Origin of the sequence: Kluyvera genomosp. 1 (genome assembly GCF_001266615.1) — a bacterium.
In the GTDB taxonomy this organism is placed as follows: Bacteria; Pseudomonadota; Gammaproteobacteria; order Enterobacterales; family Enterobacteriaceae; genus Kluyvera; species Kluyvera cryocrescens_A.
In genome coordinates this window covers 24,369-39,212 of the sequence record NZ_LGHZ01000022.1, presented here as the reverse complement: position 1 = coordinate 39,212, position 14,844 = coordinate 24,369, and the positions used below count along the sequence as shown (strand labels likewise).

14 protein-coding genes are annotated in these 14,844 nt (G+C 55.4%); 8 read left to right on the top strand and 6 right to left on the bottom strand.

Annotated features, from left to right (window positions below):
* The first annotated feature begins 218 nt into the window (after positions 1 to 218).
* The 5 genes from fdnG (at position 219) to KP80_RS13565 (ending at position 6,847) form a co-directional block, all read left to right on the top strand.
* The gene (gene fdnG, locus KP80_RS13585) at positions 219 to 3,269 is read left to right on the top strand and encodes a formate dehydrogenase-N subunit alpha (RefSeq protein ID WP_156315661.1); all 3,051 of its coding nucleotides are present in this window, start codon (positions 219 to 221) and stop codon (positions 3,267 to 3,269) included.
* 12 nt (positions 3,270 to 3,281) lie between these two features.
* The gene (fdxH, locus tag KP80_RS13580; protein ID WP_052284186.1) at positions 3,282 to 4,184 is read left to right on the top strand and encodes a formate dehydrogenase subunit beta; all 903 of its coding nucleotides are present in this window, start codon (positions 3,282 to 3,284) and stop codon (positions 4,182 to 4,184) included.
* Positions 4,181 to 4,816: a formate dehydrogenase cytochrome b556 subunit gene (gene fdoI, locus KP80_RS13575; RefSeq protein ID WP_052284185.1), complete on the top strand. Its 636-nt coding sequence runs from the start codon at positions 4,181 to 4,183 to the stop codon at positions 4,814 to 4,816. The genes fdxH and fdoI overlap by 4 nt, the downstream gene beginning before the upstream one ends.
* Complete coding sequence (fdhE, locus tag KP80_RS13570; RefSeq protein WP_052284184.1) at positions 4,813 to 5,742, top strand: formate dehydrogenase accessory protein FdhE; 930 nt, start codon at positions 4,813 to 4,815, stop codon at positions 5,740 to 5,742. Before fdoI ends, fdhE begins: the two co-directional genes overlap by 4 nt.
* Before the next feature lie 187 nt (positions 5,743 to 5,929).
* Entirely contained in the window at positions 5,930 to 6,847 is a 918-nt protein-coding gene (locus KP80_RS13565) for an alpha/beta hydrolase (RefSeq protein ID WP_052284183.1), read from the top strand.
* 27 nt (positions 6,848 to 6,874) lie between these two features.
* Here KP80_RS13565 and fabY read toward each other — a convergent pair whose 3' ends face one another.
* The 6 genes from fabY to KP80_RS13535 form a co-directional block, all read right to left on the bottom strand.
* Positions 6,875 to 7,816, bottom strand: coding sequence for a fatty acid biosynthesis protein FabY (fabY, locus tag KP80_RS13560; RefSeq protein WP_052284182.1), 942 nt, complete (start codon positions 7,814 to 7,816; stop codon positions 6,875 to 6,877).
* 44 nt (positions 7,817 to 7,860) lie between these two features.
* Complete coding sequence (gene dtd, locus KP80_RS13555; RefSeq protein ID WP_052284181.1) at positions 7,861 to 8,298, bottom strand: D-aminoacyl-tRNA deacylase; 438 nt, start codon at positions 8,296 to 8,298, stop codon at positions 7,861 to 7,863.
* A gap of 2 nt (positions 8,299 to 8,300) precedes the next feature.
* Positions 8,301 to 9,167 (bottom strand): virulence factor BrkB family protein, encoded by an 867-nt coding sequence (locus tag KP80_RS13550; RefSeq protein ID WP_052284180.1) that lies wholly within the window; start codon positions 9,165 to 9,167, stop codon positions 8,301 to 8,303.
* Positions 9,161 to 9,760: a glucose-1-phosphatase gene (yihX, locus tag KP80_RS13545; RefSeq protein ID WP_052284179.1), complete on the bottom strand. Its 600-nt coding sequence runs from the start codon at positions 9,758 to 9,760 to the stop codon at positions 9,161 to 9,163. The genes KP80_RS13550 and yihX overlap by 7 nt, the downstream gene beginning before the upstream one ends.
* A gap of 126 nt (positions 9,761 to 9,886) precedes the next feature.
* Entirely contained in the window at positions 9,887 to 10,690 is an 804-nt protein-coding gene (locus tag KP80_RS13540; protein ID WP_052284178.1) for a DeoR/GlpR family DNA-binding transcription regulator, read from the bottom strand.
* 34 nt (positions 10,691 to 10,724) lie between these two features.
* Positions 10,725 to 11,621 (bottom strand): sugar kinase, encoded by an 897-nt coding sequence (locus KP80_RS13535; RefSeq protein WP_052284177.1) that lies wholly within the window; start codon positions 11,619 to 11,621, stop codon positions 10,725 to 10,727.
* A 163-nt stretch (positions 11,622 to 11,784) separates the two neighbouring features.
* Here KP80_RS13535 and yihU point away from each other — a divergent pair, with 163 nt between their 5' ends.
* The 3 genes from yihU to yihS are packed head-to-tail and all read left to right on the top strand — an operon-like array spanning position 11,785 to position 14,830.
* Positions 11,785 to 12,669, top strand: coding sequence for a sulfolactaldehyde 3-reductase (yihU, locus tag KP80_RS13530; protein ID WP_052284176.1), 885 nt, complete (start codon positions 11,785 to 11,787; stop codon positions 12,667 to 12,669).
* Between the two features lie 28 nt (positions 12,670 to 12,697).
* Positions 12,698 to 13,573: a sulfofructosephosphate aldolase gene (yihT, locus tag KP80_RS13525; RefSeq protein WP_052284175.1), complete on the top strand. Its 876-nt coding sequence runs from the start codon at positions 12,698 to 12,700 to the stop codon at positions 13,571 to 13,573.
* A gap of 15 nt (positions 13,574 to 13,588) precedes the next feature.
* Positions 13,589 to 14,830, top strand: coding sequence for a sulfoquinovose isomerase (gene yihS, locus KP80_RS13520; protein WP_052284174.1), 1,242 nt, complete (start codon positions 13,589 to 13,591; stop codon positions 14,828 to 14,830).
* The last annotated feature ends 14 nt before the right edge of the window (positions 14,831 to 14,844 follow it).

The following is a 14,844-nucleotide window of genomic DNA, read 5'->3' as shown; positions in this document are numbered from 1 at the left end:
AAAATCAGACTAAATTGCGATCAACATCGCAGTTCAATGTTAATTCGAGCAAAATCCATTCACCTACCATTAACCGCATTAGAACAAGCCTACCGATAATGTGGTATTCTGAATCAAAGCCCTCCTGGAATTGAGGGCATAGCAGGATTCAGTGCCTTTGCCACACCCCGGCGAAGAAAAACTACAAGCAATGACAATGTCGAAACAAGGAGCGATCCATGCAGGTCAGCAGAAGGCAGTTCTTTAAGATCTGCGCTGGCGGTATGGCAGGAACCACGGCAGCGGCGCTGGGCTTTGCCCCAGGTATCGCACTCGCGGAAACACGGCAGTACAAATTGCTGCGCACCCGCGAAACCCGTAACACCTGCACTTACTGCTCTGTCGGTTGTGGGCTTTTAATGTATAGCCTCGGCGACGGCGCAAAAAACGCGAAAGCCTCAATTTTCCATATCGAAGGGGATCCAGATCACCCGGTAAACCGCGGTGCTCTATGCCCGAAAGGTGCTGGTCTGGTGGACTTTATCCACTCCGAAAGCCGCCTGAAGTATCCAGAATATCGCGCGCCAGGCTCCGATAAATGGCAGCAAATCAGTTGGGATGAGGCATTTGACCGCATCTCTAAACTGATGAAAGCCGACCGCGATGCCAACTTTATTGAGAAAAACGATGCCGGCACGACCGTCAACCGTTGGCTCTCCACCGGTATGCTGTGCGCATCAGCATCCAGTAACGAAACCGGCTATTTAACACAGAAATTCACTCGCGCGCTGGGTATGCTCGCGGTCGACAACCAGGCGCGTGTCTGACACGGACCAACGGTAGCAAGTCTTGCTCCAACATTTGGTCGCGGTGCGATGACCAACCACTGGGTCGACATGAAGAACGCCAACCTCATCGTAGTGATGGGTGGGAACGCGGCAGAAGCGCATCCGGTGGGATTCCGCTGGGCGATGGAAGCCAAGATCCACAATGGCGCGAAGCTGATTGTTATCGATCCCCGCTTTACGCGTACCGCGTCAGTGGCGGATTTCTATGCCCCTATTCGCTCCGGTACTGACATTACTTTCCTGTCAGGCGTCATGCTGTACCTGTTGAATAACGAAAAATTCAACCGTGAGTACACCGAGGCCTATACCAATGCCAGCCTGATCGTGCGCGAAGACTTTAGCTTCGACGATGGCCTGTTCAGTGGTTATGACGCAGAAGCGCGTAAATACGATAAAACCTCCTGGAACTACGAGCTGGATGAGAACGGTCACGCTAAACGCGATACCACCCTCAGCCATCCACGCTGCGTCTGGAATCTGTTGAAACAACATATTTCCCGCTATACGCCGGAAGTGGTTGAACAGATTTGCGGTACGCCGAAAGCCGACTTCCTGAAGGTCTGTGAGTACATCGCAGAAACCAGCGCTCACGACAAAACCGCATCGTTCCTGTACGCACTGGGCTGGACTCAGCACTCCATCGGCGCACAGAACATCCGCACCATGGCGATGATCCAGCTGCTGCTGGGCAACATGGGGATGGCCGGTGGTGGTGTGAACGCCCTGCGCGGCCACTCCAACATCCAGGGGCTAACTGACCTTGGCCTGCTGTCACAAAGCCTGCCAGGCTATATGACGTTGCCAAGCGAAAAACAGGCTGACCTGCAAACCTATCTCACCGCCAACACGCCAAAACCGTTGCTGGATGGTCAGGTTAACTATTGGGGCAACTACCCGAAATTCTTCGTCTCAATGATGAAGTCCTTCTACGGCGATAAAGCCACGGCGGAAAACAGCTGGGGCTTTGATTGGCTGCCGAAGTGGGATAAAGGGTATGACGTCCTGCAGTACTTCGAAATGATGAACCAGGGCAAGGTCAATGGCTATATCTGCCAGGGCTTTAACCCGGTCGCTTCGTTCCCGAACAAGAATAAGATTGTCGCGTCACTGTCGAAACTGAAGTTCCTGGTGACCATCGATCCGCTCAACACCGAGACATCGACCTTCTGGCAGAACCACGGTGAGTCGAACGATGTCGACCCATCGAAAATTCAGACCGAAGTGTTCCGTCTGCCATCGACCTGCTTTGCCGAGGAAAACGGCTCTATCGTCAACTCCGGGCGCTGGTTACAGTGGCACTGGAAAGGCGCGGATGCCCCAGGGATTGCACGGACCGACGGTGAGATCCTGGCCGGTATCTTCTTACGCCTGCGTAAGATGTACGCCGAAGAGGGCGGCCCGGTTCCAGAGCAGGTGCTAAACATGACCTGGAACTACTCAACGCCAGAAGAACCGGCGTCTGAGGAAGTGGCAATGGAGAGCAACGGCAAGGCGCTGGCCGATATTATCGACCCGGCCACCGGCGCGGTTATCGTGAAAAAAGGCCAGCAGCTTAGCTCGTTTGCCCAACTGCGCGATGACGGTACCACCGCCAGCGGCTGCTGGATCTTCGCCGGTAGCTGGACGCCTGATGGAAACCAGATGGCACGTCGTGATAACGCCGATCCATCCGGCCTTGGCAACACGCTGGGCTGGGCCTGGGCATGGCCGCTGAACCGCCGCATTCTGTATAACCGTGCTTCCGCAGACCCGCAGGGTAAACCGTGGGATCCGAAGCGTCAGCTCCTGAAATGGGACGGCGCGAAGTGGGGCGGCGTGGATATTCCAGACTACAGTGCCGCCGCACCAGGCAGCAACGTGGGGCCGTTTATCATGCAGCCTGAAGGGATGGGACGCCTGTTTGCCCTCGATAAGATGGCGGAAGGTCCATTCCCGGAACACTACGAGCCGTTTGAAACACCGCTGGGCACCAATCCGCTGCATCCGAACGTTATCTCTAACCCTGCCGCTCGTATCTTTAAAGGCGACAAGGAAGCGTTGGGTAAAGCGGACAAGTTCCCGTATGTCGGTACCACCTATCGTTTAACCGAGCACTTCCACTACTGGACCAAACATGCGCTGCTGAACGCTATCGCTCAGCCGGAACAGTTTGTCGAGATCGGTGAGAAGCTGGCGAATAAGCTCGGCATCGCCCATGGTGATACCGTCCGCGTCTCCTCCAACCGTGGCTATATTAAGGCCAAGGCGGTGGTGACCAAGCGTATTCGCACGCTGAAGGTAGACGGTAAGGATATCGATACCATCGGTATTCCAATCCACTGGGGCTATGAAGGTGTGGCGAAAAAAGGCTTTATTGCCAACACATTGACGCCATTCGTCGGCGATGCGAATACGCAAACGCCGGAGTTTAAGTCCTTCCTCGTGAACGTGGAAAAGGTGTAACGGAGACGATCTATGGCTTATCAATCTCAAGACATTATCCGTCGTTCCGCCACTAACGGTTTCACCCCCGCGCCTCAGGCGCGGGATCACCAGGAAGAGGTGGCGAAGCTCATCGACGTCACCACCTGTATCGGCTGTAAAGCCTGTCAGGTGGCCTGTTCAGAGTGGAACGACATCCGCGATGAAATCGGTAGCAACGTCGGGGTTTACGATAACCCTGCCGATTTGACCGCCAAATCCTGGACGGTGATGCGTTTTTCGGAAGTGGAGCAAAACGACAAACTGGAATGGCTTATCCGTAAGGATGGCTGTATGCACTGCGCCGACCCGGGCTGCCTGAAAGCATGTCCGTCGGAAGGGGCTATCATTCAGTATGCCAACGGCATCGTCGACTTCCAGTCTGAACAGTGCATTGGCTGCGGCTACTGTATTGCGGGCTGCCCGTTCAACGTGCCACGCCTCAACCCGGAAGACAACCGCGTCTACAAATGTACGCTGTGCGTCGACCGCGTAACGGTTGGCCAGGAGCCGGCCTGCGTGAAAACCTGTCCAACTGGCGCTATCCACTTTGGTTCCAAAGAGGATATGAAGGTGCTGGCAGGTGAACGCGTTGCCGAGCTGAAAACCCGTGGCTATGACAATGCCGGTCTTTACGACCCGGCGGGCGTGGGCGGTACACACGTCATGTACGTGCTGCATCATGCCGACAAGCCAAACCTGTATCACGGGCTGCCGGAGAACCCGGAAATCAGTGCTACCGTGAAATTCTGGAAAGGCGTCTGGAAACCGCTAGCGGCTATCGGCTTTGCCGCAACGTTTGCAGCGAGTGTCTTCCACTACGTCGGCGTAGGTCCAAACCGCGCGGAAGAGGAAGAAGACAATCTGCATGAAGACAACGATGAGGTGCGCAAATGAAAAAACGTGACACCATCGTGCGCTACACGGCGCCGGAACGCATCAACCACTGGGTCACCGCCTTCTGCTTCATTCTGGCGGCGGTGAGCGGGTTGGGATTTTTCTTCCCTTCCTTCAACTGGTTAATGCAAATCATGGGCACTCCACAGCTGGCGCGAATTCTGCACCCGTTTGTCGGCGTCATCATGTTTGCTTCGTTTATCATCATGTTTTTCCGCTACTGGCACCACAATCTAATCAATCGGGATGATATCTTTTGGGCGAAGAATATTCGTAAGATCGTCGTCAACGAGGAAGTAGGTGACACCGGGCGTTATAACTTCGGCCAGAAATGCGTATTCTGGGCGGCGATTATCTTCCTGGTGCTGCTGCTGGTGAGCGGTGTGATTATCTGGCGTCCGTACTTTGCGCCTGCTTTCTCAATCCCGGTGATCCGATTTGCGTTAATGCTGCATTCATTTGCCGCAGTGGCGTTAATTGTGGTTATCATGGTGCATATTTACGCCGCCCTTTGGGTGAAAGGCACCATTACCGCGATGGTGGAAGGATGGGTAACCAGTTCATGGGCGAAGAAACATCACCCGCGCTGGTACCGTGAAGTCCGCCAGAAACAGGAAAAGTCATCTGAATGAGTATCCGCATAATCCCGCAAGATGAGCTGGGTTCGAGCGAGAAACGCACGGCGGAAGTAATTCCGCCGTTACTATTCCCCAGACTCAAGAACCTCTACAACCGCCGTGCTGAGCGTCTGCGCGAGCTGGCAGAGAACAATCCATTAGGCGACTACCTGCGCTTTGCCGCGCTTATCGCCCACGCACAGGAAGTGGTGCTGTATGACCATCCGCTGCGGATGGATCTGACTGCGCGTCTGAAGGAAGCGAATGACCAGGGCAAACCGCCGCTGGACATTCACGTTCTGCCACGCGACAAGCACTGGCACACTCTGCTGCAATCAATGATTGCCGAGCTGAAGCCTGAAATGAGCGGCCCGGCGCTGGCCGTCATTGAGAACCTGGAAAAGGCCTCCGAACAGGAGCTGGAGAAAATGGCCAGCGCGCTGTTTGCCTCCGACTTCGCCTCGGTCAGCAGCGATAAAGCCCCGTTTATTTGGGCCGCGCTGTCGCTTTACTGGGCGCAGATGGCAAGCCTCATTCCGGGGAAAGCCCGCGCTGAATACGGTGAACAACGCCAGTTCTGCCCGGTCTGTGGCTCGATGCCCGTTTCCAGCATGGTACAAATTGGTACTACGCAGGGGCTTCGCTATCTCCACTGCAACCTGTGTGAAACCGAATGGCACGTAGTACGCGTGAAGTGCAGCAACTGCGAACAGAGCCGTGATTTACACTATTGGTCGCTGGACAACGAGCAGGCCTCCGTCAAAGCCGAAAGCTGCGGTGACTGCGGTACTTACCTGAAGATTCTTTATCAGGAAAAAGACCCGAAAGTCGAAGCAGTCGCAGACGATCTTGCCTCACTGGTACTGGACGCACGAATGGAGCAGGAAGGGTTCGCCCGCAGCTCCATCAACCCGTTCCTGTTCCCTGGTGAAGGCGAGTAAATCGCATCATTAGCCGGGCGAAACTTGTCCGGCTAATCACATCATCAAGCCAATTTATCTCTGTTCATATTCACATCCTTCTTTTGCGATCCGCTTTCCGAAATTAGCGAATAACCCAACGCTCCCGTTTTCATCGACAAAAAACCAGGATATAACTGTATAAACATACAGGCAAAAGGAAACTGCGATGGCGCTGGAAAATGGCATTGCCGGGTTGGTAGACGAATTTATTGCGGCAGGCAGACCCTCTTCACGACTGCAGAATATTGATGACCGGAGAGCCGGGTATATTGCCAGCACGGTTCTGGCTGGTGAGAAAGAGTTGCATGTGACATCAGAGGATATTGTGCTTGAAGGGATGATGTTTCGCGTGATTTCGCCTCTCAATTCCGCCGCCTTACTTCCTTGTGTGATTTATTATCACGGTGGCTGTTTCGTGAGTGGCGGTTTTGCCACACACGATAACCAACTGCGACAGTTGGCTTATTACAGCGGCTGCAGGGTGATTGCCGTTCAATATCGCCTCGCTCCTGAACATACTTTTCCTGCCGCTCACGACGACGCTGAGCGTGGTGCCAACCTCATTCATCACCACGCTGAACGGCTAGGTGTGCTCGCTGAGCGCATTACGCTCGCTGGAGATAGCGCGGGTGGGCATCTGGTGCTCATAACCGCTCTGCGCTTGAAAGCCGCCGGACAATGGCAACCGGCACAATTGCTTCTGATTTACCCCATGCTCGACGCTACCGCCCGCAGCACGAGCTATGTCAGTAACGGCGACGATTACATCATCACCAAAGATACGCTGCTATCGGGCTATGAAATGTATCTTGTGGGCACCGATAGTCACCATCCCGAGGCCAGCCCACTCTGGCGAGAAGATTTTAGCGGTTTGCCGTCAGTGCATATCATCACCGCAGAGTACGATCCGCTGCGCGATGAAGGCGAAGCGCTGTTTCAGAGAATGACAAAGCAAGGCGTGCCGTGTACCTGTCAGCGCTACTCAGGCGTGATCCACGGTTTTTTCCAACTGGGAGGTGTAAGCCAAACGGCGCGTGATGTTATGCAAGACGTGGCCTGGCGAAGCGCCAGGCACTGTACTTAATGACGTAAGAAGAGTAGAGCCTTTGCTTTACTCTTCCTCGTTACCGCCCTCTTCATAAGCGCCAAAAGGCTTAGCAGGCAGCACAATATAGGTGCCTTCAAAGACCACACCCGGTGCATCGTCACCAAAAAGCTCAACCTGCATCTGGACGCGCGCTTTACGGCCTCTCGCCAGACGGTCAAGATCGCCACTTAGCGAGCCCAGATCGGCAATTGCTGTTGGTCTGCCGGTAATCGGTCGGCTATAGCGGATATGGGCATCGGCGAGAATAATCGTACCGCCCAGATGGCGCTCGCGGAGCATCAGCCAAATCAGCCCCCAGCCGGTTAACGTAGCCAATGAGAACAGGCTGCCAGCGAACAGCGTATGGTGTGGGTTCTGATTGCCGGTTTCCGGCATGGTGGTAATAAATTTCTGCCCGGTATACTGCTGAATACGCACACCCATCTTTTCGCTCAGTGGGATATGATCGTACCAGGCCTGCTGTAGCTGAGCACACCAGTCACCGCGATGCAAAATATCATCAAGCGATGCAACCGGCTTAATCATCAAAAAGTGGCGGACCGGTGTGGTTTGCGGGGTCGTAATTTCGCCCTGATTCACAAAACCCAGCTTAGCGAAAAACGGCACCGCGTCTTCGCGGGCGCTACAGGTTACACGCTTAACCCCTTCCTGACGCGCCACGGACTCGAGAGTCATCGCAATCAGCGTCCCCAGACCTTTATCCTGCACATCAGGGTGGACTGCCATAAAGCGGATAGACGCTTCGCTATCGGCATTAATGTACAGACGACCGACGGCCACCAGCCGTCCCTCTTCATCGACCACCATCTGATGATGCGCTAATGCATCCCAGGCGTCACGCTCGGAGCCTTTGGGTTGATGAAGTGGTTTACGCAGCATTTCCCAGCGAAACTGGTAATACTGATCTAACTCTTCTGCTGTTTGCGGTACTCGGAGATGGTACATAATGGCACTCTCTTTTGTCCCCCGCGTCCTACCGGGAAGTGGGCTCATACCTGCAACCAGAACGTGACAGGGCCATCGTTGACCAGTGACACCTGCATATCTGCAGCAAATCGTCCTGTTTGGGTGTTCATTTCCTGTTGGCGACAACGCTCAACAAAGTATTCATATAGCGCTTCAGCGCGATCGGGCGCAGCACCTTTCGAGAACCCCGGACGCATACCGCGTTCGGTATCGGCTGCAAGCGTAAACTGTGACACCACCAGCACGCTGCCACCCGCCTGCTTCACGTTGAGGTTCATTTTGCCGTCAGCATCGCTGAAGATTCGATAGCCAAGTACGCGTTCGCATAAGCGATTCGCTTTCTGTTCGTCATCATCCTTTTCGACACCTAACAGGACCAAAAGTCCTGGGCCGATTTCACCCGTCACCTCATCCTCCACGGTGACGCTGGCACGGGTTACGCGCTGAATTAATGCAATCATGGTTACTCTGCTTCTTCTTGTTCTTCGGCTAGTTTGAGTTTGCGGTATTCACCGAGAGTGACAGTTATTTCCGCACCAAGCAAGACGATACACCATGTCCAGTAAACCCAGACAAACAAAATGGGGATAACGGCCAGCACACCGTAAATCAGCTGGTAGGAGGGAAAAGCAGTGATGTAGAGGGAGAATACCTTCTTACCTAATTCGTGTAGTAAGGCTGCGACCAGTGCCCCGATTACCGCATCGCGGTTCGGTACCTGCGTCGTGGGCACAATGCTGTACAACAGCCAGAAAGAGAGCCACGAGAGCAGCAATGGGAAGACACGTAATACATTATCGATAACGCCATGCAGTTCGCTGGCCCAGCGTAATGAAAGCAGATAAGAGCTGATGGCCAGGCTAACGCCTGCCAGCAACGGCCCCAGGGTCAGGATCATCCAATAGACGGCGAACGAGTAAATTTTTGGCCGTGCGCGCTTGCTCCGCCAAATGGTGTTCAGCGCACTGTCGATGGAGTACATCAGCAGCAACGCGGTAATAATCAAACCACAGGCACCAAATGCGGTCATCCTATTGGAGTTAGCCACAAACTGTTCGATATAGCGCTGGATGACGTCACCGGTTGCCGGGAGAAAATTGGCGAAGACAAAGTGACGGATTTGCAGGCTGACTTCCGAAAACATCGGGAATGCCGCGAACAGCGCAAAAATCACCGCCACCAACGGCACAAGTGATAACAACGACACATAGGCCAGGTTTCCGGCCAGCGTCGTCATATTATCTTCTTCGATGCGCCGCCAGAGGAATTTACTCCACGCCACCAGCGGCCGGGTATGATGAATACATTTTTGATGAACGGTTTTCAACATAACGACTTCATAAAATAGTTGGGTAGGGTTTCTCTCCCGGTCACCAGAACGCTGGTGATCCCCAACTGGTTAGCTCCCTCTATATTATCGGCGTTATCGTCGAAAAAGACCGCATCGGCGGCAGAAAAACCTTCAGACTCAAGCACCCGCTGATAAATTCTGGCTTCCGGCTTGCGCATTCCCATCTCCTGAGAAAGGTAAACATGGTCAGCCGCTGCGTAGATTTGCGGATATTCATTAGGCCAGAAAGTGGTGTGTAGCGCGTTCGTATTGGAGAGAACAACCACGCGATGCCCTTGCTCACGCAGGGTATTCATGATGTCGATAACTTCAGGGCGTAGCTCAACAAATATTGCCTGCCAGCCGTGGGAAAACTGCTCATAGCTGAGCGGAAGCTCCATGTCGTGGCACATGGCTTTCGCAAACTCTTCGTCAGATATCTCACCACGCTCATGCTGATGAAACACCTCACCCATCGTAAAACTCTGCTTTAGCCGGGCCAGCGGCACGCGGGCAAGATCGCTCCACGTTCCCAGAACACGGTTGAAATCAATGTCGACAATCACATTACCTAAATCAAAGATATAGAGCATTTTTGCCTCCGTTCACGCCGTGGAAATTTTACTGTAGCGGGAAAGGGGGAGTTTGACTACCGGGATAAATGCCCTGAAAGAAAATGCGACTCAGCCTTATGCTTTTGACCCGCATTTTCTTAGCCTTCAGGCTTGTACGGCTTCCTCTCCGCCAGCGGAAACTTGCACGATTTCAACCTGATTCACGTTAAGAATGTTTTGCAGTGCACTTCCCGGTGCGTCATCGGTAAACAGCGCCGTCATCTGCGCGACGTTGCCAATTTCGACCGCCGCCGAAGCGTGATATTTAGTGTGATCCGCCGCCAGAAGCAGATGGCGAGAATGCGCCATCATTGCCTGCACTACGCTGGCTTCGTTGACGTCAAACTCCAGCAACGTGCCGTCATTTTCAATCGCGCCGACGCTTGTCACCAGATAATCCGCCCGGAATCCTGACACAAAGGTATTCGCCGCAGGGCCGATAATCCCGCCGTTGTGCGCCCGCAGCGTGCCGCCAGGCACCATCACTTCAAAACGCGGATTCTTGTAGAGAATGTGCGCCACCCGCAAGCTGTTGGTGATGATACGCAGATGATTATGGTTGAGCAGCGCGCGGGCGACGTGCTCAACCGTAGTGCCAATGGTGATAAAGATGGTTGAACCGTCCGGGATGTAATCGGCAATCGCTTCGGCGATCGCCTTTTTCTCTTCGGTCCAGGAGACTTCACGCTGCTCGAACGCGGTGTTGACCACGCTGGACGCACGCCCGGCCCCGCCGTGATGGCGAGTGATTAAGCCCTGATCGCTGAGCTTACGAATATCGCGGCGCACCGTCTGGGTGGAGACATCCAGCAGTTGCGCCAGTTCATCAATGTTCATGTAGCCGCGATCGGCGATCAGCGTCAGTAACTGGTCGTGGCGCGGATTACCGGTCAGTTCGGTAAGGCTCATGGGTTGTCCTCTGAAAACCATCTCGTCCCGCATTTTATACATAAAGTGACAAAAAAGAGCGGGTTTGATCACAGTCGGGGATCCCCGCGCGCCCACCTGGACGGGTACATTTTAGCGCTGCCACGGCACTGGCGAAGCGTACCCCATCAACACCCGCCTCGCCCTGCGCCAGGCTGTAGGCGAATGCGCCGTGGAAAACATCCCCTGCGCCCGTGGTGTCCACCACGTCGACAGAAAAGCCTGACTGATGCGCAATCTGCTGATTTTCCAGCCAGAAGCAGCCTTCCGATCCGTTGGTGACATACACGTGACCGTTTGTGAGCATTTGCGATTTTTTCAGGCCCGTCAGCAAGTCCTGCTCGCCCGTCATTCGCCGCAAACCCGGGGCCGAAAAAACAGCGTGGTCGCTTAGCGCCACCAGATCGGAAATGTCCTGCGGCGTGGTATCGCCGTCCAACACGGTGGGTACGCCTGCGGCCCGTGCCTGGGTGAAAGCGTTTTTGGTGCCTTCGTGCCAGCGCACATCGGCGAGCACCACGTCCCATTGGCTGAAATCAATGTCGTTGAGCCAGCTGGCGTCGGCCTGCAAATCCGGGCTGGGATAAGTGACAATAATGCGTTCACCACGGGCATCGACCACAATCGCGGACTGCGAGGAACGGGCGTGGCTAAACCGTTTGGTGTAGCGCGTGCTGACGCCAAACGACTCCAGTTCCTGCAACAGGCTGGTGCCGGTGTCGTCGTCGCCTACTCGGCCGATGAAGTCCACCTTCGCACCCAACTTTGCCGCCGCAACGGCGGCAGTGGCAGCGGGACCACCGCCCACTTCGCGATAGTTGTTCGCCACGTATTTTCCCCCTTCGGTTGGGAGATCCCCGACGTAATAGAGCCTGTCCATTACGGTAATGCCGACACAAGCGATGCGAATCATAGCGAATCCTTTAGCGTGAAAAACCTGCCGCTATTTTAATTTCGCCAATTGTTTAAAAAGTGACGGCTGTCAATTTTTTGACTATAAATTACAAATACGATCAAAAACAGACAACACAAACGCGCAATTTTTGACAAAACATGACATCCATCAGGAGAACCTTATGTCGGTCATCGCTTTTATCGGATTAGGACAAATGGGCGCGCCTATGGCGAGCAACCTGCTTCAACAGGGCCATTCGCTCCAGGTTTACGACGTGAATCCGCAGGCCGTTGCCGCGCTGAAAACCAAAGGCGCACAGCCAGCCTCCACACCCGCCCAGGCCGCGAAGGGCGCAGAGTTCGTGATAACGATGCTGCCGAATGGCGATCTGGTGCGCTCGGTGCTGTTTGGCGAACACGGTGTGTGCGAAGGGTTATCGCCGGATGCGCTGGTGATCGACATGTCCACCATTCACCCGCTGCAAACGGACAGGCTCATTGCCGACATGCAGCAACGCGGTTTCAGCATGATGGACGTTCCGGTCGGCCGTACATCCGACAACGCCATTTCCGGCACCCTGCTGTTGCTGGCGGGCGGCACGGAAAAACAGGTACAACGCGCCACGCCAGTATTGATGGCGATGGGCAATGAACTGATTAACGCAGGCGGCCCCGGCATGGGCATCCGCGTGAAGCTCATCAACAACTACATGAGCATTGCGCTGAATGCGCTGTCGGCAGAAGCCGCGACGCTTTGCGAGGCATTGGGGCTGGATCTGAACGTCGCCCTGAAAGTGATGAGCGGCACCGCCGCCGGAAAAGGCCATTTCACCACCACCTGGCCGAACAAGGTGCTCAAAGGCGACCTCTCCCCGGCATTCATGATTGACCTGGCCCACAAAGATTTGGGCATTGCGCTGGACGTCGCCAATCAGCTGCACGTGCCGATGCCGCTCGGTGCCGCTTCCCGCGAAGTCTACAACCAGGCGCGAGCCGCAGGACGCGGGCGCGAAGACTGGTCCGCCATTCTGCAACAGGTGCGCACCAGCGCCGGGATCTCCCACTGATTTTTACGTATCTACAAGGACTTATGTTATGACGCAGTACACCCTGAAAGAGATAGCCCGCCCTTCTGGCGGTTTTGCGATGCTGGCGGTCGATCAGCGCGAGGCAATGCGTACCATGTTTTCGGCGGCAGGCGTGAAGGGGCCTGTGACCGATCAGCACCTGACGGATTTCAAAGTGAGCGCCGCCAAAATCCTGTCGCCGTTCGCCTCGGCGATTCTGGTCGATCAGCAGTTCTGCTACCGCCAGATCGTGGAGCAGCAGGCGGTCGCCAAAAGCTGCGCGACGATTGTGGCTGCCGATGCGTTCATTCCCGGCAACGGCATTCCCGTCGACAGCGTGATGATCGATAAAAACATCGACCCGCAGGCGCTGAGACGCGACGGCGCAAAAGCACTGAAGCTGCTGGTGCTGTGGCGCAGCGATGAAGACCCGCAGCAGCGCCTGCAGATGGTTCGCGAATTTAACCAGCTCTGCCACAGCCAGGGGTTGCTGAGCATTATCGAACCCGTGGTACGCCCACCGCGCCGTGGCGATAAGTTCGACCGCGAGCAGGCCATTCTGGATGCAGCGAAAGAACTCGGCGACAGCGGCGCGGATCTCTACAAAGTCGAGATGCCGCTGTACGGCAAAGGCACCCAGCCGGAATTGCTGGCCGCCGCGCAGAAGCTGAATGAACAAATCAGTATGCCGTGGGTGATCCTCTCCTCCGGCGTGGACGAAAAACTGTTCCCGCGTGCCGTGCGCGTGGCGATGCAGGCTGGCGCATCAGGTTTTCTGGCCGGGCGCGCGGTGTGGTCCACGGTGGTGGGACTGCCGGATACCGGGCTGATGCTGAGCGATATTTCTGCCCCGAAATTGCAACGTTTAGGCGACATCGTCGACGAAATGATGGCCCGCCGCTAATAAAAGGACATTCCGATGAAATGGTTTAACACCCTGAGCCACAACCGCTGGCTCGAGCAGGAAACGGATCGCATTTTTGAGTTTGGCAAAAACGCCGCCGTGCCGACAGGCTTCGGCTGGCTCGGCAATAAAGGGCAGATCAAAACCGATCAGGGCACGCATCTGTGGATCACCGCCCGTATGCTGCACACCTATTCCGTTGCCGCCAATATGGGCCGCCCGGGCGCTTACGCGTTGGTTGAGCACGGTATCAACGCCCTCAACGGCCCGCTGCGCGATAAAAAATACGGTGGCTGGTACGCCTGCGTGAACGACGAAGGGGTGATCGACGCCTCCAAGCAGGGTTATCAGCACTTCTTCGTGCTGCTGGGTGCCGCCAGCGCGGTGACAACCGGCCACCCCGCCGCGCGCAAACTTCTGGATGAAACCATTGAGATCATTGAGAAGTATTTCTGGAGCGAAGAAGAGCGCATGTGCCTGGAATCCTGGGACGAAGCCTTCAGCAAAACCGAGGACTATCGCGGCGGCAACGCCAACATGCACGCCGTCGAAGCGTTCCTGATTGTGTATGACGTAACCCACGACCGTAAATGGCTCGACCGCGCGCTGCGCGTGGCGTCGGTGATCATTCACGACGTCGCCCGCAAAGGGGAGTATCGCGTTAACGAGCATTTCGACACGCAATGGAACCCGATTCGCGATTACAACAAAGAAAACCCGGCTCACCGCTTCCGTGCCTACGGTGGCACGCCAGGCCACTGGATCGAGTGGGGCCGTCTGATGCTGCACCTGCGCGCCGCACTGGAAGCCCGCTTTGAAACGCCACCGGAATGGCTGCTGGAAGATGCCAAAGGTCTGTTCCACGCCACCATCCGTGATGCGTGGGCACCGGACGGGGCCGACGGCATCGTTTACACCGTCGACTGGAACGGCAAGCCGATTGTCCGCGAGCGCGTGCGCTGGCCGATTGTCGAGGCGATGGGGACGGCCTATGCGCTGTGGACGGTGACGGGCGAACAGCAGTACGAAACCTGGTATCAGACGTGGTGGGAATACTGCATCAAATACCTGATGGACTACGAAAACGGCTCGTGGTGGCAGGAACTCGACACCAATAACGAAGTCACCACCAAAGTCTGGGACGGCAAGCAGGACATTTATCACCTGCTGCACTGCCTGGTGATCCCACGTCTGCCGCTTGCGCCGGGGCTGGCCCCTGCGGTTGCCGCCGGATTGCTGGACAGCCTGGCGAAATAACGGCGAGGGAAACG